The sequence below is a fragment of the Paraburkholderia kirstenboschensis genome (assembly GCF_032806925.1).
Lineage (GTDB): Bacteria > Pseudomonadota > Gammaproteobacteria > Burkholderiales > Burkholderiaceae > Paraburkholderia > Paraburkholderia kirstenboschensis.
In genome coordinates this window covers 111,608-137,323 of sequence record NZ_CP136511.1, presented here as the reverse complement: position 1 = coordinate 137,323, position 25,716 = coordinate 111,608, and the positions used below count along the sequence as shown (strand labels likewise).

Genomic DNA, 25,716 nt, shown 5'->3' with positions numbered 1-25,716 from the left:
TTGACACGCGCTATGCCATGTCCGGTGCAACCGGCCGGCTCCCGGCGAACAGAGAGCGATGACGCGGCTGACCGCGTGAGACGCACCGGAGCCCGCTTGCTGCAGAAAACTCGTAGAAGCGGCTCGTTCGTGGGCCACAGTCATTCGCGGCACGGATGATGTGTCAAGCCGACAGGTGCTCATACGGTAATCTAACCACGACATTAGACGGCAACTAGACACCAAAAACTCATTGGGCCTATTACCGTCATTCATCAATCAGGAAGGAACAAACCGGGGCTGTCCACTGTCCCCGCCACACCGTATCCGTTGGAGCAATGGGATCGCCGCGCGAGTGCCTCCAATCCAGGCTGGCCGACGCCGCGCATCGGAGCCGCATTGCACGACGCAAGGCGCAGTGATCGGGACTTATACCTATTGATAACGAGCGCTCATGAGTCCAATCACCTGGAACGGGTTTATCCAGCGTGGCTGCGAGGCTAAACTACGTTTTAACTGTTCAGCGTCAGATCGCTGAATGAATATATAAATGCCCTCCTCCCTGTCGCTGCTCAAAGAGAACAATCGACAGGCGATTCTCGCCGATTGAAATCACGTCCGCGTGTATGCAACGTCTGCCTACGCGTTAACCGATCATTGCCACAGCGTCGTCAACTGACTGTTTATCGGCTGGACGATGACCATTGGTTCGCGAGAACGCGTAGGGCGATTGAAATTGAGGGAATTGAATGTCGACGCTGATTAACCACCCATCCATCCCGAATCGGCAAATATGGGCCGCAGTCGGTTCCATGGCGATGTGCGCCGCAATGTTGATTGCGTCCGAGTTCATGCCGGTCAGTCTTCTGACGCCCATCGCATCGGACCTACGCGCTTCAGTCGGCATGGCGGGCCAGGCAATCTCCATTTCGGGGCTGTTCGCCGTAGTGACAAGCCTCGTTATTCCGTCAGTCACGAGTCGTCTCGACCGACGCAATGTATTGGTCGGCCTGGCAGGACTGATGTTGGTGTCGCTCGTCCTGATCGCTGAAGCCGGCAGCTTCACGACCTTGATGGCTGCCCGCGCACTGCTGGGAATTACGGTAGGCGGATTCTGGTCGCTCGCCACGGCAACTATCATGCGGCTGGTACCCGAAGAGTCGTTGCCCAAGGCGCTGGGAGTCTTATACACGGGCAACGCTGTCGCTACGTCCTTTGCCGCCCCAGTTGGCAGCTATCTGGGCGGCGTCATCGGATGGCGAGGCGTTTTTTGGGCGTTAGTCCCGATCGTCGCGATTAACCTCGTTCTCCTGCTGGTCACGATCCCATCCATGAAGAGCGAACGGTCGCAAGGAAACGGGAACGTGCTGTCTCTACTCGGGCGCCCGCACGTGGCGTCTGCGATGCTTGGCGTAATGCTTACCTTCGGCGGTGCCTTCGCCGTATTCACGTACTTCCGGCCGTTCTTCGAGTCGTACACGCACGCCGATGTCGCAGAACTGTCGATGCTTTTGCTTGGCATGGGTCTAGCCGGTTTCGCGGGGACATATGGCGCGAGCGCAATCATGAGCAAACGTCTCTACCATCTTCTGATGGGTTTGCCTGTCGCACTGGCTGCAGTGACGATTGCCTTGCTTCCATCCGGCCACAATTTCTGGGCGGTAGCGGCCCTGGTGATTGCATGGGGAGCGGTGAATGCTGCGATCCCTGTCGCATGGTCAACCTGGCTTTCGAAAGGAGTCAAGGACAAGCCGGAGAACGGGGGCGGCTTGATGGTTGCATCGATACAGCTATCCATCATGGTGGGTGCAGAGCTAGGCGGCACGCTTCTCGACCACTACTCCATCGGAGCGACTTTTATTGGCGGCGCCACGCTCCTGATTCTCTCCGCGATCGTGGTCGGTAATGGCAGACGTCTTCAGCCTCGCGCAGAGTAAGGCGCAATGATCGAACGCCCCTTGCCTCGATGTCGGTTGGCGGCGTTGCGGCAGCGGGCTGTGCGGCAACAGTTGTTTGTGCGCATCCTCCGCTTCAGAGTTGGGATCGCGCTTCCGGTGACACGCGCGTGGGTATGGCCGGTGGGCTCTCGTGGGATTTCCGTAGACCGCAGGAAATGTGTCACAGCTTTTCCAGGAAATGTGTCAATCGGAGGCGCTTCCCCTATCGAACGAGATAATATTTCGAAGTTTCAGGTAGTTAGCGCATGCGAAGGAATAGTGTCACCGCACAGCCCGGAAAAAGCATCGATCATGGCTGCTGTACGCATGTTCAAGCATGCACATAAAGCCGATCGACGAAATCTGTCGAAAGATGTCAAGGCCATCATCACGAACAACGCTCAACGTATAGCCGCGTGAACGCCCTGCGCTGCTGCAACTGCATCGGCCGAGCCTTGCGTGGCCACCAGCCTTGACCGCCAGACCGCTCGCGACAATACGGACAACGGTACGCCGATTCGAGAAGCTGTAGTCCCACGTGATGCAGCGCTTGACGGCCGCAGCGCCGACACATCGATTCCAGTGCGCAGCGGTGCGCCGGGCAACGCTTTACGCTCTCGATCTGATGTAAGACGCTATGGTAGCCACGCGCCATGCAAAGCCGACAGTAGCGGAGCACCTCGCTATAGCGTTGCCGTTCGGGCCGCTCGAGCAGTGCCGCGCGCAGCGCTTTTGTCGGCAGACCCAGAACGTCGTGCAATCGACCCATGTCGACTCCGCCCAGGTGCGGCGCGAAACCGTCGAAAGGATCGATATCCGGCCGTAGCAACCGGGCCACCACGATGCCGGGCAGCGCATTCGCCTTCTCGAATTTCCATAGGATAGAGATAAGCGACTCGTAGGGATCGAGCCACTCACTACTGAAGTGGTAGCCCAGCGTCGGTGCCAGTTTACTTTCGTCGAGCGTGAGAATCGGAAAGCTCAATGGCTGCAGCAACGCCCCGCTACCCGGCCGAAACGAGCACTCGTCCGGTAGCATGGCGCGATTGGACATAGCCGCTATGGCGCACGGCGTGTTCCCACAAGGCTGATTCCGGACAGTAGCCGGGCTGATCCCTGAGCTCGCTGTCCTTGAGCACAATTTCGACGGCCCGTACAAAGGACTCCATCGGAATTTCGAGCCTTCCGGGCAGGCTGGCCTTGTGATGCGCCGCTTCGAATGTCTGCCACAGTACGTCGGCGTCGGTCGCCAGGCGATAACCGGCGTCGAACGCCTGTGGAATATAGAAGCGCGTAAAGCTCCAAAGGCTGCCCTCAGGATAGGCCGTCTGATCGTACCCATGCAGACAGATTGCCACGTCGCCCGCGTTGCGGATGCCGTAAAACGCCAGCTCTTCAACCATCAGGCGCGCGACGATCTGAGTCTTCCCCGCCAACTGCATGGCGTTCTTTTGTGCGAGCAGTTCCTGCTGACCGACGAGAAAGGTAAACAGTTTGATCTGCTGCCGATCCAGGGCGTCGTGGACATCACGGAGCCACTCGTATTCGTTGTCGTCGAACCGCTGTGCCTCGTCGCAGAAGAGCAACACGGTACTGCTGCCCGCTCGAGCCGCCGCCTCGCGGATCCGCAAGGAAAGGCGCATCCGCTTGGACGGATTGGATCCGCCATTGGGATCGGGATCTCCCACAGCTTCAAGGAGGTTTGCAAAGAAGGGCCCTTCAGCATGCCGAGGCTTGTGCTCGCACTGCGCATGGTAGGTGGTCATTCTCGGGTGGTCGCGTGCCAGCAGCAATCGCACGTACTCGATCGCCCGCGTCTTGCCGATGCGAGATGGACCGTAAATCAGGGCGCCCATGATGCGGTAGCGCAAGCAGCGAACGACCAGTTCATAGAAGGCTTCGATCGCCGGCGTGGCGATCCGATAGTTGCCGGTCGCCAGCGGGTGCAGTGACGGATCGATCGGACGCGGTATCTGAAGCGACATGGCGCACCTCCTGACGTAAACGATCGGGTTAAAAGACCTGGCCGGTACCGATCGACAGTTTTCGCGGACGCGCGCGCGGACGAGGTGCCGGCGCATCATGGGGTTCCGTCGTTGCGGCGATGGGCGCGCCGATTTCTGGTCCAACCACGTTCGGCGGTTGAGGGCAGACAGTCGGACCAGCAGGCACTCGCACAGTCCCGGTTGACGCCAGCAATCGCTTCGCGTGGGCCAACTGAGAAGCCGACTTGCGATTCTTTCTCGCCTCCGCGAGCTTCCGTTTGACGTACGCCTCTATCGGATTCTCTTCGGGCACGCCGCGACGGCCACGTCGCTGGCCGGCATCGCTGAGTATTTGCTGCCGCAGCTTCAGGTTGTGCGGAATCATCCGCCACACACCCTGCACTTCGAGTTCGCCCAGTTCGGTGCCATCCGGTAGAAAGGCGCGCACACTGCGCAGATCGTTTGCGTTCATGTAGATCAGGAGATCCTGGCCAATAAGACGCGTGCTCGCTGCCAGGACGCTGTTGGTGTACCGGGCTTTGTATAGATTGATGTGCGGACGTACGCCCTGGTCCAGATAGGCCCGGACCCGACACCGTCGCGCCGACTGCATAAGGCACAGGGTGCGCCGGTGATATTCGGCCAGCCAGGTCACCATCGTCTGCTTGCCGCGGACAAAGTACTCCATCGCTTCGAGCGGGGTCACGTTGTTCAGACCGCTGTGGGGCGTGCCGTTGTAGCTCGCGATGGCGTACTCGACCAATTCATCGAGTTCGTCGAGCGAGACGTAGAGACGCAGGTTGCCCTTGGGATCAGCGAGTGCCCGGCGCAAATCACGGGGATGCGAACCCGTGTAACCGGGCAGACGTGAGGAGAGCCGGTTCGCGATCGTGCCGAAGAATCGCTCAATGTAGGGCCGATCGTCGGGGCTATATTTCGGACCGGCGTCGGCAAGACAGCCAACGAATTCACAGAGTGCGGTCAATGTCGCGCTGGCCAGGTGAGCCCTGGCATTATCAAGCCGCATCCATTCCCACGTCGCATACGCCAACTCCGGCAGCCGTTGCGACGGAAAGCCGTCCTCGGGTCCATAGGCGAGCCCGGCGATAGTGAAGTTACGAGGCCGATGGGGTTCGAGCGCATTCTCGATCGTTTTGATCACGTCGTAGCGGCTGTATTCGCTCGCCATCACGATCTGATAGCCCAGGACCGCACGCGTGCAGACGTCGATGATGGCGAGCAGCCAGACTCGTTCCATCTCGAACTCGCGCTCGAAGCCTAGCGGATCCTGGACGACCAACTTGAGCCGGACATCGAGCCGGTGCCCGTCAAATTCGACAACCTGATACGGGCGACTTGCCGCTGGCGGCGCTCCATCGTCGTGCCGACGGGGCAAGCCCTTAAGATGCGATGCACCTGCTGAACGGGCTGCAGTGCCAAAGCTGCACAAAAAATCCGCCTTTAAACGTTCCCCGAGCGATCGAATCGCATGTCCCGAGGTATTGAACGGATAATCTGCCGCAGTCAGCCCCACCGCTCGGCATTGGCGCAGGAAATCGTCATGCACCGCCTTCAGACCACGCAGTCGGGTTCGTAACTTGCCGTCCGCTTGCAATTGATCGAGCCGCACTTTGCGATGCTTGACCTGCAACAGCAGCCAGCCCGCCAATACAGGATAGCGTTCCAATAGCTGTGAGAATGCCCCCGCCGCCCCTCCCGGCTCGAACCGCTCCTTCAAGGCACGCACGCGGACGTAGTCTGCGGTGCGCGCGTAGCGAACCAGCGCGCGAAAGCCGAAGGGTCGCCCATCCGGATGTGGCGATATCGCGCGCTCGAGCCAGCGATACAGTTGTCGCCTGTTGATGCCGGTCGCTTTCTCGATCTGTTTGATGGATTCTCCACGCACATACGCCATCACCGCCTGCACGCGTCGCTCGAACATGCGCCGCGTCGCGTCATCGAATTCCACGTGGGCAACGGTAGGCCATGCGGTGACGTCAAGCGCCTCGAACTGCGCGTTAAAGCGGATCATGAGATTGCCTCCGTAGCCGCAAATGAGGTCAGCAGCGACAATGACTGCGTGCGAAGCTCCGGCGCGCATACCTTGCCCTGATGCAACAGGCCGAATAGCGCTGCCCGAACCAACACCGGATCGCCCGCGGAGAACTCGCGCTCGACGTCGGCCAACCGTTTAGGCTTGTCGAGAAATAGCTCAATGGGTCGCGATAAAGACGGCAACACCAGCTTCCGGTTCGCAATGAGGCACGGCAGCATGCACCGCCAGTTGTCGACCCACGCGCGTGCGGCAACCAGCTCGGCCGATGCGACGCGGCGGATAGCCAATGCTTTCCCGTCGAGTTCGCGCGCCGCATCTGTCATCTCGCCGTCGATTGGTGAGTCAGTAAGAAGTACTAATTCCTGTCTATCGACATAGTCGGCCCAAAAGTCGGCAAGACACCGCTGGCCATCCAGTTGCACAAACCCTGGCCTCTCGCAAAACGTCACGACCGCCGGGTTCGCCTCGAGCAATATCCACTGTTCCAGTGCGGGGCGCGTATAAAGCGTCAGCCGTCGTGACAGCTTCGGACTGAAGGCTTCATAGCGATGCGCGCCCCGAGGACGGGCGAGCGCAACCGGCTCCGCAATGCGCAGAGAATCTTCCATAAGATCAACAGCATACGGACGGGCTTGGAAGTCTAGTAGACCGATTGACACATTTCATTCGGACTTACTCCGATTGACGCATTTCCCGACAAAGTTAGTGACGGGAATTGTGTCAATCGTCGGCCGCTATGCCTTGCTGCGTCAGGACTGGGCAGGTGTCAGTTTTCTCGCGGTCTACGGCTATCGAGCAGCGCTCGCTGGCTTCGGGATCGCGTACGTGCCTGTGGCGCGACAGTCTGGATGAGAGGCGCGCGACAAACAGGATGAGAATGTCGCGGCGAGCTTGATGATGCCGTTGTTGATTGACGCTGACAAGCGATTAAAGTTGATTGACGCGCGTTCGTTGATTGACGCTGGGCAATGTCGGATTAGAGTGTGCGTCAGGCGACGCGTGTCATGATTCGTTCTCTGGAGTCGCAGGCATGCCGACATTGTTTGGCGTGGCATAGCGCGCAGGGCGTCCTGGCCCCTGCTGTTTGCGCTGCATGGCGGTGCGCCGCCGGTAGCTTTCGACATTCATCTCGAAGATGGTCGAATGATGGACCAGCCGGTCGACCGCGGCCAGCGTCATGGCGGGGTCGGGGAAGACCTTGTTCCAGTCACCAAACGGCTGGTTGGCGGTTAGAAGAAGGGATCGGCATTCGTATCGGGCGCTGATCAGCTCGAATAACACGGAGGTTTCGGCCTGATCCTTGGTGACGTATGCAAAGTCGTCGAGAATGAGCAGGTCGAAGCGGTTCAGACGGTTGATGGCGGCTTCGAGCGCCAGCTCGCGACGTGCAACCTGGAGCCGCTGCACAAGGTCGGAGGTGCGGGTGAACAGGACCTTCCAGCCTTTGTCCAGCAGGCTCAGTCCGATGGCCGACGACAGGTGCGACTTGCCGCCGCCAGGCGTCCCGACCATGATCAGGTTGGCGCCGTTGCGCAGCCACCCATCGCCGGCACACAGTGCCGAGACCTGTGCTTTGGAGATCATTGGCACTGCATCGAAATCGAAGGTCTCCAGCGTCTTGCCCGGTAGCAGCCGGGCCTCCTTCAGATGGCGTTCAATACGACGTCTATCGCGTTCGGCAATCTCGTGTTCGGCCAGCGCCATGATCAGGCGTGCCGCGGGCCAGCCCTCCTTGTCGGCGCGCTCGGCGAAGGCTGGCCAGATCTGTTTGACAGCGGGTAGCCGCAAATCGTTGAGCAGCAGCGACAGGCGGGTAGCATCGAAATCGTGGCTCATGCTGTCATCTCCTGATCCAGGGTAAGCAGGGCTTCGTAGTCGCGCAACGAAGCCAGTTGTACGTGCACTTGTGGGACAGCTGCCGGATCCGGAGCAAAACGCGAGCGCAGTTCGTCCAGATCGGGTAGTCGACCATCGGCCAGGTTCTGTTCGAGCGCATGGGCCAGCTCGGCCTCGCAGGCGCGCTCGTGAGCCAGGCTCAGCAACTCCACCATGGTCTTGCACGCCGCGCGCGAGGACAGTTGCTCGCACAGGCGATCGAAGGTCAGCCGATAGGCCTCGCGCGGGAACAGCTGGTCGCGGTACACAAGGTTGAGCAGCGCCATCGGCTTGCGGCGCAGCGCGTGAATGACATGCCGGTAGTCAATGACGTGGCCATGCTTGCCGCTGGTGCCTGGGCGGCCACGCCGCAACGTCATCAGGGCCGTGCCGCCCAGGAACAGTTCCAGCCGGTCGTCGTACAGCCGCACCCGCAACCGGTGGCCGATCAGCCGCGACGGAACGGAATAGAAGACCTTGCGCAATACGAAACCGCCGGTGGAGGTGATGTAGACACGCGTTTCCTCGTAATCGCTGGTGCGCGTGTTGGGCAGAAGCTGCAGGAACGGCACTTCCGCCTTGATGCGCTTGCCATTACGCGCGTTGATGCGGCTGACGATCTCGTCGATGAAGCAGCGATAAGCGGCAAGGTCGATGAACTCGACGCTGCCGCGCAGCAGCAGCGCGTCGCGGATCGCACTCTTGAGGTGACCATGAGGACTCTCAATGGCGCCGTTCTCGTGTGCGACTCCACGGTTGTTGCGCGTGGGCTGCATGCCGTAGTGAGCACATAGGGCTTCGTAACGCGTGGTCAGATCGTCGCGCGCATCGCGATCCAGATTGCGAAACGCCGCCGACAGACTGTCGCTGCGATGCTCGAGCGGTGCTGCGCCAAGTGCCCAGAGCGCGTTCTGAAGCCCTTCGGCGAGGGCAACATAACTCTCGCCACCGAGAATGACGTGAGCGTGTTCAAAGCCCGAGCAGGCCAGACGGAAGTGATACAGGCGATGGTCCAGCGCGGCGCCGGCCACGGTGACGCCGAGAGCCTGCATCTCGGTGAAATCGGACAGCCCGAGCCGACCGGGCTGATGTACCTGGCGAAACATGACCTCGCGTTCCTCGCCATGCAGTGCCCGCCAGACGCGGATGCGCCGCTCCAGTGTGCGGCGCACGTCACGTGAGAGCTGCGGATGGCGCCGAAGCATCTCTTCCAATACTGCAACGGGCCGGATGCCTGGAGCGGAGGTCAGTAGTGGAACAATCTCCGCGTCGAAAATCCCGGCCAACGGATCCGCGCGCCGGCGCTCGCGCGGCGCCTTCTTCTGCGATGGCAACCGTGGATCCTCTTCGATGCGGTAGGCGGTGGCGACGCTAAACCCGGCCCGGGCAGCCGCCTCGGGTGGCGCTTCCTTGAGTCTGTGCTTCATGTAGAGCCTCATCTGGTGGTCGTTGACGTGGCGTCCGGGCACGGCGCACCTCCCATGGCATGGAAGGTTTGTTCATACCCGATCTACCGCGACTACCAAAAAAGCTCCCGGTGAAGGTCGCCTCCTGGCGCGGCATGGCGGCAGCGGTTCCGGGCTACGCCCGTTCCCGCTGCCGCCATGCCCGTTCTCTCATCCTGACTGACGCGCTCCTCTCATCTTGATTGACGCGCGGCATACGTGCCCAAGGATCTCGTCGAGCCCTGTCGAGGCTTAGCGTCTGACCAAATGAAATAACGTCGTCCGGACCCAAAGATCCGTTATATGGCACAGCGAACACACGCTGAACGCTTATGAATGTAAAGTTTCGCGCGAAGTGCTGACAGGATTTGCCCGGCGCAATTCTCCACAGCCTTATCCGGAAAGGACATATTTTGGCAAATGCATGTTCTGGCGGCCTGGATATCGGCTTCGCCTCTCTGAGCTATCTGCAGATTGGATTTTTGGGTGTCGTTCAAGGCATCACTGAGTTGCTGCCCATCTCATCGACGGCGCACATGCGCATCGTTCCCGCCATGCTCGGCTGGCCCGATCCGGGGTCGGCCTTTTCCGCGGCAATGCAACTGGCTGCGCTGGCAGCGCTCGTCAGTTACTTCTGGCGCGACGTGCGAGGCGTTGTAGTGGGAAGCGTCACTGCCATCCAGCGGCGTACGTACCAGGATGACTCATTTCGCCTGGCGGTAGCAATCGTGCTAGCGACGGTGCCCATCGGCATGGCTGGCCTCGCCCTGTCGTCCACGCTCAATGCGTGCGGCACGCCGCTGAGAAGTCTGTCAGTGATTGGCGGCGCCTGCATTGCGATGGCCGTTTTGCTAGCCATCGCAGAACTGACCTGCAGTCATCGCCGCACCGTCAACGAGATGCGTTTGCGCGACGCACTCATTGTCGGACTTGCGCAGATAGGCGCCCTGATCCCGGGCGTATCGCGTTCCGGATCGACCCTGACAGCAGCGCTCTTTCTTAACTTCAAGCGTGAGGAGGCCGCGCGCTTCTCTTTTCTGCTTGGGCTACCCGCCATTGCCCTGGCCGGACTGAAAGAGCTTTGGGTACTCTTTCATGCGCACGTTCCCCTCGAAGCGTGGTCGTTACTGCTTTTCGGACTGGTGGTCGCAAGCGCATCGGCATTTGTCGCTATCTGGGGACTCATGAAGCTTCTCGAGAACTTCTCCACATGGCCGTTTATTGTCTATCGCGCGGTGCTTGGTGTATTGCTCCTCTTCGCCGTGCAGTTCAACCTAGCTTAGCTAGCAACGCAGTGGCTGCACATGTGGTCCGGTACCGCAGCGCGGGGGTACCGAAAAAAAGACGAGGCGGCCGGGGTAGACAACATCCCTGCCGTTACGCACCGCCTCGAGAGCACCACTGACGCCCGACTCGATATTCACATTGAGTACAGCGTACGTCGGCCGCCGGAAGCCTGAGTCTGGAGCGAGGCCCCCTCTTGAGCAGGCCTCAAGCCCGCGTGAACACTTCTGGGGAAGTCGATTGGGTTCCCCGTGGTGCCCGGACACAGGCCGCAGTGCTGAAAAGTCGGCGCCACGAGGCGGCAAACACCTGCGCCAGCACGGTCGGCTCAGTCGGCAACACCAGGGCCTGTTCACACTGTCTGAGCTCATCGACGATAAGCGCGAAATTGATGACAGCGCGCAGCATGACGTCCAACTTGCCGAATCGGCAGAAGACACGGCGGAAGACTTTAAGGCGACGAAAACTGGCGTTCAACGTCGTTTCTGCGCTTGTACACTTCGCGGTCGTATTCCCATGGTTCAAGACGGTCGTTTTTTGGTGGCACCCTCATATACCTTGCTCAGCGATCCGTCACATATGGGGTCGCCGTGGCGTTACTTTCACGATTCATCTGCATTGCATTCCAGCCGCCTCCGAGCGCCTTTACCAGTCCCACCGACGACACCATGCGTTGCCCGGCGATAGCCGAGAGCCTTTGCTCCGCCGTGAAAGCGGAGGTTTGCGCGACCAGCACGTTCACGTAGCCGACCGTGCCTGCCTTGTATTGATTGTTCACAATGGCCAGCGCCTGTCGCGCCGACTCCACGGCTTGCTGCTGGACCACGGTCTCCTGCTCGAGAAGGCGCAACGAAGCGAGATTGTCTTCCACGTCCTGGAATGCCGCCAGCACGGTCAGCCGGTACGTGGCGACCGTCTGGTCATAGGCCGCCCGGGCCGCTTCGGTCTGGGCGCGGCGCAAGCCACCATCGAAGAGGTTGGCGGCCAGATCGGGACCCAGCGTCCAGAAACGCGACGGCGCGCGCAACAATTCGGATATCAGCGAACTCTGGAAGCCTCCCGTGGCCGACACAGTCAGTGTCGGGAAAAACGCCGCGATTGCTACGCCGATCTGCTCGTTCGCGGCGGCGGCTCGGCGCTCGGCCGACGCGATATCCGGACGCCGCTCAAGAATGGCGGACGGCATTTCGGCGGGCACGGCGGGCGGCGTCGCGTTGAGCGGCGATGGGGGAATCGAGAATATCGACGCCGGCTGGCCGACCAGCACCGCAATCGCATGTTCGAATTGCGCGCGTGCTACCCCGTTGTCGATGGCAGCCGCCTGCGCCGACTGCAATTGTGTTTGCGCCTGAATTACATCGGACCGCGCGACGAGACCCTGCGCATACCGGTTTTGCGTGAGTTGGAGCGACTGCTGAAAGGCGACGACGGTATTATCGAGCAACGTCTGCGAAGCATCGAAGGCGCGAAGCTGGAAGTAGGTCTGCGCCAGCGTGGCTTGCGCAGACAGCCGCGCGTTGGCGAGATCGGCCGCGGCGGCTTGCTGCCCCGCCTGTTGCCCTGCAATCGTCCGACTCACCCTGCCCCAAAAGTCCGGCTCCCACGATGCGTTTAATGAAAGGCTATAGCTCTTACGGATCGGGCCTGAAGTCGATTGGGCGCGCGATTCGGACGCGTTGAAACCGACTGTCGGAAAATATGCGGCGCGGGCTTCGCCGACCAACGCGCGCGCCTGGCGGTAGGCCGCCGCGAATTGAGCAATGGTCTGATTTGACTGATTGAGCTCGTATTCAAGAGCCGACAGCTGCGCGTCGTCGTAGATGGACCACCACGCACCCCGATCCAACCGATCCGCGGGCTGGGCAACCTTCCACCCGTCGGGCGCTTCCTTGAAAGCGGCGGGCACGTCCGTAGCGGGGCGCGTATAGTCCGGGCCAACGGCGCAGGCGCCCAGCAGCGCGGCGAGAGCGCACAAGATCAAACCCGGAGAGCGCGCTCGAACGCAAGCACGGCAGATCATTCTGGAACACCGCCCGTTGCGAATTCTCATACACTGACCCGCATTGCCTTTTGATCGACGGTTTGGCCACTACTTCTGATAGGAGGCGACCCTAGAATTGTACGCAAAAGCCGCTACGCTCATTTTTCTCAAAAGCCCTTGACGCCTCCCCTCCCCCGGAACAGCCGCGACCTTGTCTTCAGGTAGAGACCGGCGCTGCAGTCGATTCCCAGCGACTAGCGCACTGCGCAACTAATGAAGACGACCGGGAGGTGACCGTGTTAACGCGATCTTGTCTTCTTTGTCCAGCACTTTACGCGGCTGCTCCGCCACGTGACGATGCCATGGCGCGCCATGAGCTTCGATATGCATTTTTGGCAGCGGACTCGTGCCGTTTCCTCCCCGCGCCTGGAGCGCTGCGGAATGAGCACGATGCATGCGACGATAAAGACGAGCAAGAGCAGGGATGCGTAGAAGCGGCTGACACGAAGCCCTCCCTCAGCCACCGGCTTGTCGAGGAAGTCACCGAGGCTGGCGCCGAGCGGACGCGTGAGGATGAAAGCCGCCCAGAACAGGGCCCGTCAGTCGCCCAGCGGTACCCAGCGTTTGGGAAAACAGGATCGTGATCCAGTAGAACCATTCCGCCCTCGCGGTCGTGATGCTCTGGACGGAAACGCCACTCTTTTTCAATGTCTGGATGACGGAGCAACGACTGTTCCGATCTGCACCCTGTTGGTCCTGGCGAAGCATTGATGGTTTCGGCGCGATTGCGCTCCCGGCTCAGCACGCTGAAGGTCGCGTCAGATTCGAGGCGCAAGCCCGCATGAAGGATGCTTTGCATTACCTGCCACCCACCGGTATCGTGTTCGGCATCGCCGGACAGCCGGTTCGGCAATCTGCGGAGCCAATGCGACCCGCGCAAAGAACGAGAGCTAAAAACGTGAGTGAGTCGGACACAGGTTACGTTGATGAGATTGCATACACATTCGGCTATTGCGACGAGCTGAATCCGCTACGGCTGAGACTTCCCTTGCTGCAAGCTGAACTTGCGTTGCCAACTGTACATACCGCTTGCGAGCTCGGCTTTGGCCACGGCGTGAGCGTAAATATTCACGCTGCCGGCTCCCCTACGCGATGGTACGGCACCGACTTCCACCCGCCTCACGCGAACTTCGCCCGACGACTTGCGGACAGTGCCGAATCGCAGGCGCAATTGTTCGGCGAGCCGTTTTGGGAGTTCTGCCAGCGCGACGATATACCGGATTTCGATTTCATCGGCATGCACGGCATCTGGAGCTGGATTTCCGACGAAAATCGTGCGCTAATTGTTGAATTCATACGCCGCAAGCTCAAGGCCGGTGGCGTGCTGTATCTGAGCTACAACACCCAGCCCGGATGGGCCGCGATGCTGCCCGTGCGCGAATTGATGCAGCGGCATTTTCAAATCGGTTCAGTAGCCCAGCCGCACGACAACACGGGCGCCGAAGAGCGCACGCAGGTGCGCATTAAAGCCGCCGTCGATTTTGCGCGGGCCGTATTTGCGACGCAGCCGGGCTATGCACTGGTTAACCCACTGCTTGCCGAGCGCGTCGACGCGTTGTCCGGGGAGAATCCTAATTATCTCGCGCATGAGTATTTCAACCGTGACTGGCATCCCATGTCTTTTTCGCAGGTCGCGTCGTCGCTTGTTGCGGCGGGTTTGACTTATGGGGTATCTGCGGACTATCGCGATCACGTCGATGAGATCAACCTCACCCCGGCGCAGCGCGCTTTGTTAGCGGACATTGCGGACACGAGTCTGCGAGAGACGGCGCGCGACTTCTGCGTGAACCGGTCGTTGCGGCGCGATTACTGGATCAAGGCCCCGCGGACGCTCAATGACGACGAGCGGGACGCGAAACTGCGCGCCCATCGGGTCATCCTGGCGCTGCCGACAGCTTCCGTGGTGCTGAAAGTGCGCGGTGCGCTGGGGGACACGCTGTTACCGGAAACGCTATACGGCCGTATTCTCGACGCGCTGGACAGCTATCGCCCGATGACCCTGTCCGATATCGAGAACAGCGTTCGTGGACGGGGCATCATCCTGGCGGAGATCGTCAAGGCCGTGATGCTACTGGTTGGTATGGGCGTGTTGCTGAATGCCCAAAATGATGCGCAAATCAGTGCCGCCCAGCCGTCGGCGAAGAAGCTGAACGCGGCGATCTGCGAACAGGCGCGCCACCATGACGAAGTCCAGTTTCTGGTGAGTCCGGTTTCGGGTTCCGGGGTTTTGATGCCGCGTGTGGCGCAACTCTTTTTATTGGCAAGACTGCATCACATGCAGCAGCCGGCGCAATGGGCTGAGTTCGCTGAGGCCGTGCTGCGTGCAACTCCCCAGCCCACGAGGGCAACAACAGGGCTGCCGTCGGGCGCAGCGCCTTCCCTGGCGGATCTGACAGCGAAAGCGAACCGCTTTGCCCAGATTCATCTACCTATATTGCAGGCACTTGGGATCGCTTGTAATGAAATCGGCGTAGCGTAGCGGACCTGCCCGCTCCAGACCAATTGCAATAGCGGGTTGAAAGCACCGGCTCATGAAGGACCGCTGCTGCTCACGCGTTGCAGAGGTCGCTGGAAGGACCGTTGTATCGGACCTCGAGCGAGGACTTGTCCTTAAAAACCAGTCGTTTCACGACGCCAAAATCTTGAACGGCATCAACGGCACCCCCGGTTCACAGACACGCCAGGACGCTCGTCGGGCAGAACGAGTCGCATCAGTGGACCGAAATTTCGCGTCGCATCGAAGAAGTTGGGCTCGCGTGCCGGCTCCACTTGCCCCAGCCAATACACGGGGGCAGCGCTGGGGTTTTGGGCGTCGCGCGCCAGCATGCGCAGCGTCTTTTGCCCAAGAAATGAAGAAGGTTCGATGCATGGCACATCGCGCATCTGAGTCTCCCGGTGATGTTGAGATTCATGGCATATCGTTCCGCAACCGCGTCCGTGCGACACGTCAACTCGCGGGCGTTCGGTACGGGCAACTGAATCCCGGTGTACCGTCGGGGAAAGAGTGCCGCGCTGGAAAGGCATCGCGCGGATGATGCCTTCCTTGTCTCCGGTGCTCAGTCGCAGCACCGGAGACAGTTGCATTCGCGCCCTCGCTCCGGTCCCGGCGATTGCTTGCGATTAGCATATCGGAGGCTCGCCATCAATTTTTGGTTCAGCTTTTAAGCAGGAGATAAGGCTCGACTCTTTATGCTCTTAATGCGCGCACAGCAAATCCGTTAATTTTCCGCAATTGAAATGGAGATAGAGCATGCTGCGTCACATCACTATTACTTCCCGTGCGACTCTGGTTGTCACCGCGCTGATGGTTGTCGCCATATCCCAAACGGACGTATCACGCGATAGGGCCGTAAGCGCAATCGCGGAGATGCCTAAGGCGGTAACAGACTGGGCGGTCGAACTCACGTCGGACATGGACATTGCACCGTTGTCCCCCGTGCAGACCACGGTGTTGCTTGAAGGGTTCGATTGGCAACCGCTCGTGGATGTAGCGGACTGCTGCTCGCGCCCCGGCACGCTCGCACCGAAGGTGCCTGCATGAAGTCGATGCGGTCTGCATCGGGTGCTTCGCCGCAAGCAGCAGGTTAACCACTGCCTGGCCACACCCAATTACACGCAGCGAAGGAAGTCAGTGCGCTAGCGCGGCCAGCCGATACCCTGGACGGCGTGGGTCATTGGGGACGATATGAGGCGGTCAGGTCCACTGCGGCGCCGATGTCCCGGCGGAACGGTTTCCTGTTCCGCCGCCGGCATCACCACATAAAAAAGGCGTCGCGAACGGCGCCTCTTTCAAATCAACAACTGTCAGTGCCTAGAAGCGGGTGCGGATACCGGCACCCACCACCACCTGATTCTTCGTTGACGCAATGCCGCCGATAAAGGAGCTTGCGCCTTCAAATGCAGCCAGGCCCGCGCCCCCCTGTGCCGGAGTCAGACCACCGCTCAGGTGGGACCAGTTGGCGACCGCGTACACGTCCGTGCGTTTCGACAGGTTGTAATCCGACAACAGGCTGACCTGGTTCCACTTCGGCGACGCCGAGTTCTGAGCGTTGCTGAACTTGCCATTGGTGTACGTGTACGCCGCGCCCAGCGTCAACGCCGGGGTCAGGCTGTAGTGTGCGTTCAATTCGTAGTTCGTGAAATGAACATTTGCGGAGTTCGCCAGCGACAATGGCGTGGCCCCAGTGGTGAACCCGGTTGCATTGTTGAGCCTGGTGTCCGTAACCACAAAACCAACGTTGGCCGGGCCGAATGAGTAGTTCAAGCCGCCGCCGAAGGTGCGCTGACGCCCTGCTGTGAGCGCCGCATCAGCGCTGCTGCTCGCGGCGCTGCTATCGACAGCACCACCGGTGTTGGTGACTGAACCGTTGGTGACCGAGCCCGCGCCGGCGAGGTTGTTGTTGATTTGCGTGTAACCCAACGCTGCCGTAATCGGGCCGTTGTTGTACATGGCGCCGAAACTGTATGCCCGGTTGTTCGCGAAGCCGCCGGCCTGGTTCGAAAAGCCATACAAGCCGCCGAAGGTCAGGCCGTAGTAATTCGGGCTCTGGTATTTCACCGCGTTGTTGACGCGGAACGTACCGATCATATTGTCGTTATCCATCGCGTGCGCGAAGATATTGCCGCCTGCGCCGTTGAAGTTTTCAAACGACATATGGCTGACGTAGTCGTACATGAATTCGTTCTGACGACCTACGGTCAGAGTGCCGAGGGTGTTGCTCGACAGGCCGACATAGGCGTTGCGGCCGAATTCGCGACCGCCCTGGCCAAGCTTTCCGTTGCCCAGCGTGAAGCCGTTTTCCAGGACGAACACGGCCTTCAGGCCGTCACCCAGATCTTCGGCGCCTTTCAGGCCCCAACGGTTGCTTTGCATAATGCCGCTGCTCAACGCGACATTGCTATGACCGCCGGTGTTGTTGCTATAGCTGATGCCGGCATCCAGCAAACCGTACAGGGTCACGCTGTTTTGCGCATGGGCTGCTGTCGTGCCGAGTGCTGCGAGCGCCGCTGCAAATAATACTTTGTGCTTCATTAGAACTCTCCGTAACTCAATGATGCCTCGCAAACAGAGGCAGATCGGCGAGAGCGGCCGGTCAATGGCATTCGCCGACCGCTAACGCCTGGCCGCCTATCCGCGCACTTGATGGTGTGCGACGGATAGATAGAAACCGGCTGATTACTGCCCCACAAAAATCATTCCGTGCGGGGAACCCATCCCCGTGTAGACCGGCGTCAGTGCTCCCGTCGACGTATTGAGCTGCAAGAGCGCGCCCGAAGCCGCGCTGTACGCCGTGCCGGCAGTAAAGCCCGCGGTTGCATCAATGCGATAGATGAACTGGGTCTTGTTGTCCGACAGCAACATGAACGAATTGCCTGAAGGTGCCCAGCGCGTGTCATCCACAGGCGCAGGGTTGCCGGACAACGTAAGCGGCAGCACGCTCACCGACTGGCTTGCTCCGGGATTTCTAACAAAGACCAACTCGGCGTCAGCCTGACTATCGACAACAAGATTGCCGCCCGGATCGGTCGCCATTGAATCCGGATCTGTCATGTTAAGGATAACTGATGTGTTCGTCGGCATATTGACCGCCATTGCATTGCCCATCAGCACCGGAGTCAGATGATACGTCTTCTTGTCGGAATTCAGCGTAATGGTGTAAGCCGCGGGAACCGAACTCACGCCTTTGGGTGCCGTTGCGCTAGCAGGTCCCAAGGTGGGATGTGATGCGCTGACATACGCGACTCCACCCAGCATCTTCATGTCGTCGAGTCCGCCGCCATGTGCCATGGGAGCGTCGGGAGAGAGCGTTGTCTGGGTGTTGGCCGCGGTGTCGATCACGATCAGCAGCGGGTTCGCGTCTTCATTGGTGCTGACCCACACCGTGTGCGAGTCGAACTCCATGATGCCATCCGGATGGCCCGGAACGTTGAAAGTCTTGAGAACATTTCCGTGCAGATCATATTCGATAACTTCGCTCTGCGGGGACGTCCCGGCGACGCTGGTTCCGTCCGGATTGTTGTGGGCGTCCTGCGCGACGGCGAAGATGGTGCTGCCGTGCTGGACAAGGTCATCCGGCAGAAGCGCGCCGGGCGCCTTGGCAAAAACCGAAATCTTGTAGCCCGTCTGAGCGGCCGTGACCGAAGCGGGAACCGGTGTTGCCGCGGTCGTCGAGGATCCGTTGCCACCGCATGCGGAGAGCGTCGCCACCAGACTGGAAAGAAGGACAAGTTTTTTCTGGATCATATGCATTTCGATGATGAAAGGTTGTGAGCGGGCGCGGCCGGGAAGTCGCGGACAGGCGGCAAGAGCACACTTGCCGCGTACTTTCTGAGTGACGCATCGATTCCGAAAATGGGGATCGGAAGAAACAGCAAAGATCTGAGAAGCACAACTGAGGTTGCGCAGCCGGTGGGGCTGACAGCAATTGCCTGTTAACGGAGGGAGCGAGTATATGTTTGCAGTCCGCGCGCAAATCGCGAAACACTGAATTGCTCGATGGTCAGCGGTGCCGCTTTCTGTCCAGGGCTTTCACAGCGCTGCCCACGTTGCGACTGCGGCCCGAAATAAGGCGGTTTTGTGAAGCCATGTATCGACTGTCGACTACGTGCAACACATCCACAGAGCCGTTGGGGTCGCGTACACACGCGGAAGGCCATACGACCGGCTTCTGTTTGGGCGGCTCAATGACCCTAACGCCGATGGCTCGGGTGCAAATGGCGATATTGAATCGGTTACAGTGTCCGGCTGAGCGAATTGAGAACCGACGATGTGCAAGCTGAAGGGCACGGATGAGTTGTTTGCAGGGCGTCATTTCGACGGCGAAGTGATTGCGTTGTGCGTTCGCTGGTACCTGCGCTACAAGCTCAGCCTGCGCGATCTGGTTGAGATAATGGCGGAGCGAGGCTTGTCGCTGGCGCATACAACGATTCTGCGTGGCTTTGTGGCAGTAAGCGTCGGATATCATGCGTTCTGACAATACGAACGATCGGACGCTTGATGACGACTCTGAATCCAGCCTCGGCACGGGTGCTCAAGCGTTTGCACTATCCGCTCGACGTGATGCTGACATGCGTGCGTTGGTATGTGGCATATCCGCTGAGCCTTCGACACCTGGAAGAGATGATGTCAGAGCGCGGAATCTCGGTCGACCATTCAACTGTGCACCGCTGGGCCATCAAGGTGTTGCCGGTCCTGGAGAAGGCCTTTCGCCGCCACAAGAAAGCCGTCGGTCGGAGCTGGCGCATGGATGAAACGTATATCAAGATCCGAGGCCAGTGGAAATATTTGTACCGCGCGGTCGACAAGGAGGGTAACACGGTGGACTTTCTGCTGCGTGGGCGCGGCGCTACTTCGAAAAGTCAATCGAGCAAAATGGCGAACCCGAGACTAGCTCGGCTTCAAGAATTTTCGTTGCGCCCGGATCCTGTTGAGCGGCATCGAGCTCATGCACATGATCGCCAAGGATCAAATGCAAGACCGTGGCATCGGATGCACTCACGCCCAGCAGTTCTACTCACTGGCAGCATAAGCAATCCTACTTATACTGTCGCTTGTTCACCATCTTCCGTTACCGCGACAGATCCTCCTCATTGAGGTGTGCAACGATTTGCCGGTCAGGCAGATGCTGCGATAGTACGCGCACCCGCTCGACGAACGCGGCCGGGTAACGCATCGTGTCAGCAGCTGGCTTTGGCAGGTCCACGGTGGTGTCAGTACACGCGCTGCCCTGCCAGCCGATGTGCAGCACGGCTTGTCTCGCGGCAGATACTTTCTCGACCGTAATGTCCCGGATGAATAGTCCCAACGTGCGCTTGTTCAATCAGCCCGGCTTTTGATGGACACCGCGTAGCTTGCCCGGCGAGGTCCCGAAGCGTCGCCTGAAGGCCCGCGCGAAGGCGCTTTCGGAGTCGTAACCGACCACCACGGCGACCTCGATGAGCCGTGCATTCGTCGCGGTGAGGCTTTGCCGAGCCAACCCCAGACGCAATTCGGTAAGAAAGGCGAGCGGTGCCATGCCGGCTGCCTTCTGGAAGGTGCGCACCAAGGTGGCCCTCGAGACGTGCGACTCCGCGGCAAGCTCCTCCAACGTCCAGCCATGCGCCGGGTCGTTCAACATTGCATTGACGGCCCGGGCGGAAGCTGGCGTGGCGAGTAGCTTTATCAGATCGCTGGCGGATTCCGCCTGCTCGAAATGAGCGCGGAGCATGATTACGAAGAGCGCGCTCGCCAGGTCGGTCGCGACTGCCGCCGCTCCCGGACGCGCAGCCTCCAGCTCCTCACCGATCATCTGCACCAGCATTCGCAGGTGGCCAAGCAAGTGTTCCGTGCCCAGGCTTAGACGCATCATCTTGGGCAGCGCGCCGATGACGAGGCTGTTGGGAACCTCGAGAAAGTGCAGGCGACCGCAGATCAATTCGGTGTCGCTCTCGTCGTCGGTGTTGGTCTTGACCGTGATTGCGTCGTTGCGTTCGATCCGGATCGGCCCACCCGGGCTCTGGCCACGGCGGTTCGAGTGCACGACGTGGGCATCGCCATGCGGGAGCAGCAGCAGGTTGCCCGCCTCCAGCTGGAAGCACTTCCCACCCTGCAGTTCAAGGCGGCAGCTACCCTTGGTCACAATATGAAACTGAGTTCAGCCCGGAGATTCCGCTTCGTGCACGGTCTTCCATTGCGAGGTGAACCGGCACACCTCCTGAATTTCCGGCCGCACTCGCAGCAGAGGCGCGATGGCACTCAACGAGTCGCGGGCGGGCTGTGAACCACGGTGCGCACCGTCCTGCTCCTTGAGCCGGTCGGCATCCGAATTGCGCGTCGAGAACATAAGCCATTTCCTTTTGATATCCACTATGTGTGTCACCCACCCAACGAGGGATCGACATGCACATGCACGACTGAAACCATTATCGCAAGCAACTCGTCGCTGGCGCCGTCCACGTGCGCACCGTCCTGCTCATTGAGCCGATCGGCATACGATTTGCGCTTCGAGAACATAAGCCGGAGATCCAGGCCCGTCTCGAAGGCATGCCCAAGGCCATCATCGGCCGCGCCTGGGAAGCCCAGGTGCGGCTGTGCTGGCGATTCCGCCGGCTGACAGCGCGCGGCAAGCCCATCAACATCACGGTTCTGGCTATTGCCCGCGAGCTGGCCGGGTTCATCTGAGACATCGGTAGACTGGCCATGTCGCTCGGGATACCCCGCAGCAAACTGCCTGCGGCCTGTCCCCGAGAAGGCGGCGCAGCCCGACACCCGGGCAACCCGCGATGATATTTCGCAACGGGCATCACCAATTTGGGGCTTTAGATAGCGGCAGGCTCATCGGGCGGAACGAAATGAACGTCCCCCACCCGTCGGTGAGGAAATGCAGGAGGTGGATCGAGAGCGGATTCTGGCCAGCCGGAATCGTGATCGTCCGGCGTCATGCGTTTCTTGCACCGGTCGCAGGTGCAAACCGAGACTTCCTGGATAACCTTGCCCTGATATTCAAGCATCGGGGTCTCTTCCATCAAAAGAAATGATCGCCAGCACGCCTGCAGCGCCGGAAGGTAATCAGACGTCCAGAGGGGCAAACCGCGTGACGGTACACGGGCGATTGTTATTAGCCGCGTGCGGCCATCGGACTGTGTGAAACCACCACGTGCCAGCGGCTACACGCCCAGGATCCTGGCGACCGTCTCATGGAACTCGCCAGTCGCGTTCTCGATCGCCGCGTCGGCCTCGTCGTCGAGGTTGTCGACGTTTTCGTCCAGCACCGCCTGCAGCGTCAGGTACGCGGCAATGATGCGGTCCTGCTGGTCACTGGCCACGCGCGCATACACCGCTTCCCCCAAGGGCTTCCATGAAGTCACCCCGGCTGCCGCCCACCAGGCCGTCCGCCCTGTTTTCCAGGTCGTCCCTGAACCCATTACCTGCCATCCACGGCGATAACGGCGACGGCCCGGCTCAGTACGAGCTAAGTCTGCCTGCGTAGCTTCTCCACCGTGCAAATCCCTGCACTCTTCTAGAGAAGCATCATGTACCGCTACACCAAACTTTCCCTCCTGGCCATCGCCATCGCTGCAACCGGCGCGGTCGCCTACGCCGCCAAGGGCGGCATGGAAAACGACGCACTGGCGATCACCAAGGCCAAAATTCCGCTCAGTCAGGCCGTAACCGTTGCCGAGCAGCACGCCAATGGCAAGGCGTCGCGCGCCGAGTATGAGAACTCGAAACAAGGCTGGGTCTATGACGTGGAAGTCGTCAGTCGTGCCAAGGTCTTCGACGTTCGGGTCGATGCTGACAAGGGCACGGTCATCTCGTCTGCCGAGGACAAGGCGGATCACGATGACGACCACGACAAGCAAGACTGACCTCCCGCCAATGTGGCCGGATCACGCTTGACGCAGTGATCCGGCCCGGAGACCCCATGGAACATCTCAACCAAACACTCTTTCTGTGGCTTAACGCGCCTGAACACCCGAACGCCTTCGTGGTGACGCTGGCCACTTTCTTCGCGGAATGGTTCATCTGGACCATCCCGGCCTTGATCGGCATCGGCTGGTTGCGCGGCAACGAGGGCATTCGGAAAACGATGCTCATTGCATCGGCATCGGGTCTGATGGGGTTGCTCATCAATCAGCTCATCGGTTTGGTATGGACGCATCCACGGCCTTTCATGATCGGTCTGGGCCATACCCTCATTCCCCATGCCGCCGATTCGTCCTTTCCGAGCGACCACCTGACGCTGTGGTGGGCAGTCGCCCTCAGCTTCCTGCTTCAGCCACGACTGCAACGCGCGGGCGTCGCATTGGCCTTGTTGGGCGTACCCATCGCCTGGGCCCGCATCTATCTGGGAGTCCATTTCCCCTTCGACATGTTCGGAGCCATCGCAGTCGCCGCGTTCAGCGCTTGGCTGACATTGCATGTCGCGGGCTGGTATCTGGGATCGATCTACCGACTTGCCAGCGGCATCCATCACCGGATTTTCGGCAGGCTGATCGCGCTGGGATGGGTGCGCGAGTAAGCCTATGGCCGGGCTAAGTCTGTCTGGTCAGACTAACGGCCAGCCCTTTCACATCGGCAGGAGAACACCATGAACAAAATGCCCGCTACCAGCTTCACAGATTGGCTCAACAAAGTCCCCGAAGTCACGCTGTCGTTCTGGATCATCAAGATCATGTCCACCACGGTGGGCGAGACCGGTGCCGATTTCTTGGCGGTCAACGCGGGCTTGGGCCAGGGTGTAACTCGCACCGTCATGGCCGCCTTGCTGGCAGCCGCCTTGGTCACGCAGTTGCGCACCCGCCGCTACACCCCTTGGATTTACTGGATGACGGTGGTGCTGGTCAGCGTGGTCGGCACCCAGATCACCGACCTGTTGACCGATGGCCTGGGCGTCAGCCTGTACATCAGCACCTCGGCGTTCGCCGTGGCGCTCTCCGCGATCTTCTTCGTTTGGTATCGGGTCGAGCGCACCCTGTCCATCCACGACATCGTGACGCGCAGCCGGGAGCTGTTCTATTGGGCGGCCATCCTCTGCACGTTTGCGCTGGGCACCGCTGCCGGCGACTTGGCTACCGAGGCATTGGGCCTGGGCTTTACCTGGGGCGCGGTGGATTTCGGTGGGCTGATCGCCATCACCTATGCAGCTTGGCGCATGGGCGGCAACGCCGTGCTGACCTTCTGGATCGCCTACATCCTGACCCGTCCCTTCGGGGCCGCGCTCGGCGATCTGCTGACGCAGGCCAAGACCTATGGCGGCCTCGGCATGGGTGCCATGTGGACAAGCGCCCTGTTTCTCTCGGTGATCATCATGCTCGTAGCCGTCGCACAGATCGGCATGAACGCAAGCCGCTCTGCCCAACCCGCCGAGTAACCCTCTTTCTAACTCTCAACGAGAAATCATGCCTATGCAGCACTCAATCGCTCGTCCTGTGGCCGCCGTGTCGGCAGTCGTGCTCCTGGCCCTGGCGGCTGGTTGTTCCAAACCGGCCGATCAGATCAACGCGAGCGCAGCACCTAGCACACCGGCCCAGACTGCCTCGGCACCGCAGGGCAAAACTGCGTCCAAACTGGGCGACCTATCGGCCTTCCGCAGCATCGCCGCTGACGTAGCCGCCATCGTTGAGAAGGGTGATCTACCCGCCGCCAAGACCCGCATCAAGGATTTGGAGGTCTCTTGGGATTCGGCCGAGGCCGGATTGAAGCCGCGAGCCGCCGACGACTGGCATGTGCTCGATAAAGCCATCGACAAGGCGTTGGCCGCCCTGCGTGCGGACTCGCCGAACCAGGCTGATTGCAAGGCGGCCATGACCAACTTACTGACAGCCTTCGACACGCTGCAAGGCAAGGCCTGATGAGTGAGTTCCCCATGAAAACATCCACTGAACACGCTCTGACCAAAGTGCCCGAAGTCACGCTGGGCTTCTGGCTCATCAAGATTGCCGCCACTACGCTTGGCGAAACCGGCGGCGATGCCGTCTCGATGTCCATGCACCTAGGCTACCTGGTCGGCACCGGCATCTTCGCGGCGATCTTCCTGGCCGCCGTGATCGCACAGGTCAAGGCGAAAGGCTTCCATCCCTTCCTGTACTGGACCACCATCATCGCCACTACCACGGTCGGCACGACGCTGGCCGATTTTGCAGATCGTTCGCTCGGAATCGGGTACGCTGGCGGTTCGACCTTGCTGCTAGCCTTGCTGCTCGGCTCGCTATTTGTCTGGCATCGCACCCTCGGCTCTGTGTCGGTGAGCACTGTCAGCTCACCCAAGGCGGAAGCCTTCTACTGGCTGACGATCATGTTCTCCCAGACGCTGGGCACGGCGCTGGGTGACTGGACGGCTGATACGGCGGGCTTGGGCTACACGGGCGCGACCGTCGTGTTCAGCGGGTTGCTCGCCTTGGTCGTGGCGGCCTACTACTGGACCGGCGTGTCCCGCACGCTGCTGTTCTGGGCGGCGTTCATTCTGACCCGTCCGCTGGGCGCTGTGGTCGGCGACTTTCTAGACAAGCCGCTGAGCGCGGGTGGTCTGGCGCTGAGCCGCTATTCGGCATCGGCCACGCTGCTCGCTTTCATGCTGACGGCAATCTTGCTGTTCAGGCAGCGGGCGGCCAGGACGACGCATTGAACAACGAT

The 25,716-nt window shown here is 60.3% G+C and carries 23 protein-coding genes and 6 pseudogenes; 13 read left to right on the top strand and 16 right to left on the bottom strand.

Annotated elements, in window-relative coordinates:
* The first annotated feature begins 728 nt into the window (after positions 1-728).
* Positions 729-1,916 carry an MFS transporter gene (locus tag RW095_RS00720; protein ID WP_317015845.1) on the top strand — a complete coding sequence of 396 codons (1,188 nt, stop codon included), beginning with the start codon at positions 729-731 and terminating at the stop codon, positions 1,914-1,916.
* A 388-nt stretch (positions 1,917-2,304) separates the two neighbouring features.
* Here the strand turns inward: RW095_RS00720 and RW095_RS00715 are convergent, their stop codons facing one another.
* The 6 genes from RW095_RS00715 to istA all read right to left on the bottom strand — a co-directional run bounded on the left by RW095_RS00715 (position 2,305) and on the right by istA (position 9,301).
* Complete coding sequence (locus tag RW095_RS00715) at positions 2,305-2,901, bottom strand: TniQ family protein (protein WP_317015844.1); 597 nt, start codon at positions 2,899-2,901, stop codon at positions 2,305-2,307.
* 19 nt (positions 2,902-2,920) lie between these two features.
* Positions 2,921-3,901, bottom strand: a complete 981-nt coding sequence (locus tag RW095_RS00710; protein ID WP_317015842.1) for an ATP-binding protein — start codon at positions 3,899-3,901, stop codon at positions 2,921-2,923.
* Positions 3,902-3,929: 28 nt separating this feature from the next.
* Positions 3,930-5,933, bottom strand: coding sequence for a helix-turn-helix domain-containing protein (locus tag RW095_RS00705; protein WP_317015841.1), 2,004 nt, complete (start codon positions 5,931-5,933; stop codon positions 3,930-3,932).
* Positions 5,930-6,565 carry a hypothetical protein gene (locus RW095_RS00700; protein WP_317015838.1) on the bottom strand — a complete coding sequence of 212 codons (636 nt, stop codon included), beginning with the start codon at positions 6,563-6,565 and terminating at the stop codon, positions 5,930-5,932. Before RW095_RS00700 ends, RW095_RS00705 begins: the two co-directional genes overlap by 4 nt.
* 394 nt (positions 6,566-6,959) lie before the next feature.
* A complete protein-coding gene (istB, locus tag RW095_RS00695; RefSeq protein ID WP_317014949.1) occupies positions 6,960-7,793 on the bottom strand; it encodes an IS21-like element helper ATPase IstB in 834 nt (277 codons plus the stop codon).
* Complete coding sequence (gene istA / locus RW095_RS00690) at positions 7,790-9,301, bottom strand: IS21 family transposase (RefSeq protein ID WP_449406524.1); 1,512 nt, start codon at positions 9,299-9,301, stop codon at positions 7,790-7,792. Before istA ends, istB begins: the two co-directional genes overlap by 4 nt.
* Positions 9,302-9,690: 389 nt before the next feature.
* Here istA and RW095_RS00685 point away from each other — a divergent pair, with 389 nt between their 5' ends.
* Positions 9,691-10,560, top strand: a complete 870-nt coding sequence (locus tag RW095_RS00685) for an undecaprenyl-diphosphate phosphatase (protein WP_317016676.1) — start codon at positions 9,691-9,693, stop codon at positions 10,558-10,560.
* Between the two features lie 361 nt (positions 10,561-10,921).
* Here RW095_RS00685 and RW095_RS00680 read toward each other — a convergent pair.
* The 3 genes and pseudogenes from RW095_RS00680 to RW095_RS00670 all read right to left on the bottom strand — a co-directional run.
* A pseudogene (locus RW095_RS00680) lies at positions 10,922-11,108 on the bottom strand (IS5-like element ISCARN85 family transposase); the annotation flags it as partial.
* Between the two features lie 15 nt (positions 11,109-11,123).
* The gene (locus tag RW095_RS00675; RefSeq protein ID WP_317015837.1) at positions 11,124-12,581 is read right to left on the bottom strand and encodes an efflux transporter outer membrane subunit; all 1,458 of its coding nucleotides are present in this window, start codon (positions 12,579-12,581) and stop codon (positions 11,124-11,126) included.
* A gap of 260 nt (positions 12,582-12,841) precedes the next feature.
* Positions 12,842-13,235 (bottom strand): annotated as a pseudogene (locus RW095_RS00670) (hypothetical protein); the annotation flags it as partial.
* On the opposite strand from RW095_RS00670, the gene RW095_RS00665 reads away from it, so the two are divergent.
* On the top strand, positions 13,219-15,081 hold the full coding sequence (locus RW095_RS00665) for a class I SAM-dependent methyltransferase (RefSeq protein WP_317015835.1): 1,863 nt from the start codon (positions 13,219-13,221) through the stop codon (positions 15,079-15,081). The pseudogene RW095_RS00670 and the gene RW095_RS00665 overlap by 17 nt on opposite strands.
* 173 nt (positions 15,082-15,254) lie before the next feature.
* On the opposite strand, the gene RW095_RS00660 is transcribed toward RW095_RS00665, so the two are convergent.
* Positions 15,255-15,686 (bottom strand): hypothetical protein, encoded by a 432-nt coding sequence (locus RW095_RS00660; protein WP_317015834.1) that lies wholly within the window; start codon positions 15,684-15,686, stop codon positions 15,255-15,257.
* A gap of 166 nt (positions 15,687-15,852) precedes the next feature.
* On the opposite strand from RW095_RS00660, the gene RW095_RS00655 reads away from it, so the two are divergent.
* Entirely contained in the window at positions 15,853-16,143 is a 291-nt protein-coding gene (locus RW095_RS00655; protein WP_317015832.1) for a hypothetical protein, read from the top strand.
* A 270-nt stretch (positions 16,144-16,413) separates the two neighbouring features.
* On the opposite strand, the gene RW095_RS00650 is transcribed toward RW095_RS00655, so the two are convergent.
* Together RW095_RS00650 and RW095_RS00645 are read right to left on the bottom strand one after the other, a co-directional pair.
* Entirely contained in the window at positions 16,414-17,634 is a 1,221-nt protein-coding gene (locus RW095_RS00650; RefSeq protein WP_317016674.1) for a porin, read from the bottom strand.
* A gap of 144 nt (positions 17,635-17,778) precedes the next feature.
* A complete protein-coding gene (locus RW095_RS00645) occupies positions 17,779-18,846 on the bottom strand; it encodes a hypothetical protein (protein ID WP_317015831.1) in 1,068 nt (355 codons plus the stop codon).
* A gap of 523 nt (positions 18,847-19,369) precedes the next feature.
* Here RW095_RS00645 and RW095_RS00640 point away from each other — a divergent pair.
* The 3 pseudogenes from RW095_RS00640 to RW095_RS41105 all read left to right on the top strand — a co-directional run.
* A pseudogene (locus tag RW095_RS00640) lies at positions 19,370-19,537 on the top strand (IS6 family transposase); the annotation flags it as partial.
* Between the two features lie 137 nt (positions 19,538-19,674).
* Positions 19,675-19,939: pseudogene (locus RW095_RS41110) on the top strand (IS6 family transposase); the annotation flags it as partial.
* A 57-nt stretch (positions 19,940-19,996) separates the two neighbouring features.
* Positions 19,997-20,131 (top strand): annotated as a pseudogene (locus tag RW095_RS41105) (IS6 family transposase); the annotation flags it as partial.
* 39 nt (positions 20,132-20,170) lie between these two features.
* Here the strand turns inward: RW095_RS41105 and RW095_RS00630 are convergent.
* From RW095_RS00630 to RW095_RS00620, 3 genes are read right to left on the bottom strand one after another with little or no spacing between them, the layout of a single operon-like run.
* Positions 20,171-20,422, bottom strand: coding sequence for a hypothetical protein (locus tag RW095_RS00630; protein ID WP_317015829.1), 252 nt, complete (start codon positions 20,420-20,422; stop codon positions 20,171-20,173).
* Positions 20,423-21,220, bottom strand: coding sequence for an AraC family transcriptional regulator (locus RW095_RS00625; protein ID WP_317015828.1), 798 nt, complete (start codon positions 21,218-21,220; stop codon positions 20,423-20,425).
* A gap of 15 nt (positions 21,221-21,235) precedes the next feature.
* Positions 21,236-21,424 (bottom strand): hypothetical protein, encoded by a 189-nt coding sequence (locus RW095_RS00620; protein ID WP_317015826.1) that lies wholly within the window; start codon positions 21,422-21,424, stop codon positions 21,236-21,238.
* 173 nt (positions 21,425-21,597) lie between these two features.
* Between RW095_RS00620 and RW095_RS00615 the strand changes: the two are divergent.
* Positions 21,598-21,762 (top strand): annotated as a pseudogene (locus RW095_RS00615) (IS110 family transposase); the annotation flags it as partial.
* A gap of 485 nt (positions 21,763-22,247) precedes the next feature.
* Here RW095_RS00615 and RW095_RS00610 read toward each other — a convergent pair.
* Positions 22,248-22,430 carry a hypothetical protein gene (locus RW095_RS00610; RefSeq protein ID WP_317015825.1) on the bottom strand — a complete coding sequence of 61 codons (183 nt, stop codon included), beginning with the start codon at positions 22,428-22,430 and terminating at the stop codon, positions 22,248-22,250.
* A 183-nt stretch (positions 22,431-22,613) separates the two neighbouring features.
* Here RW095_RS00610 and RW095_RS00605 point away from each other — a divergent pair, with 183 nt between their 5' ends.
* The 5 genes from RW095_RS00605 to RW095_RS00585 all read left to right on the top strand — a co-directional run bounded on the left by RW095_RS00605 (position 22,614) and on the right by RW095_RS00585 (position 25,708).
* Positions 22,614-22,949, top strand: coding sequence for a PepSY domain-containing protein (locus RW095_RS00605; RefSeq protein WP_317015823.1), 336 nt, complete (start codon positions 22,614-22,616; stop codon positions 22,947-22,949).
* Between the two features lie 56 nt (positions 22,950-23,005).
* A complete protein-coding gene (locus RW095_RS00600) occupies positions 23,006-23,602 on the top strand; it encodes an undecaprenyl-diphosphatase (protein WP_317015822.1) in 597 nt (198 codons plus the stop codon).
* Between the two features lie 69 nt (positions 23,603-23,671).
* On the top strand, positions 23,672-24,454 hold the full coding sequence (locus RW095_RS00595) for a COG4705 family protein (RefSeq protein WP_317015820.1): 783 nt from the start codon (positions 23,672-23,674) through the stop codon (positions 24,452-24,454).
* A 28-nt stretch (positions 24,455-24,482) separates the two neighbouring features.
* A complete protein-coding gene (locus RW095_RS00590) occupies positions 24,483-24,935 on the top strand; it encodes a hypothetical protein (RefSeq protein ID WP_317015818.1) in 453 nt (150 codons plus the stop codon).
* 14 nt (positions 24,936-24,949) lie between these two features.
* On the top strand, positions 24,950-25,708 hold the full coding sequence (locus RW095_RS00585) for a COG4705 family protein (protein WP_317015817.1): 759 nt from the start codon (positions 24,950-24,952) through the stop codon (positions 25,706-25,708).
* Positions 25,709-25,716: the final 8 nt, after the last annotated feature.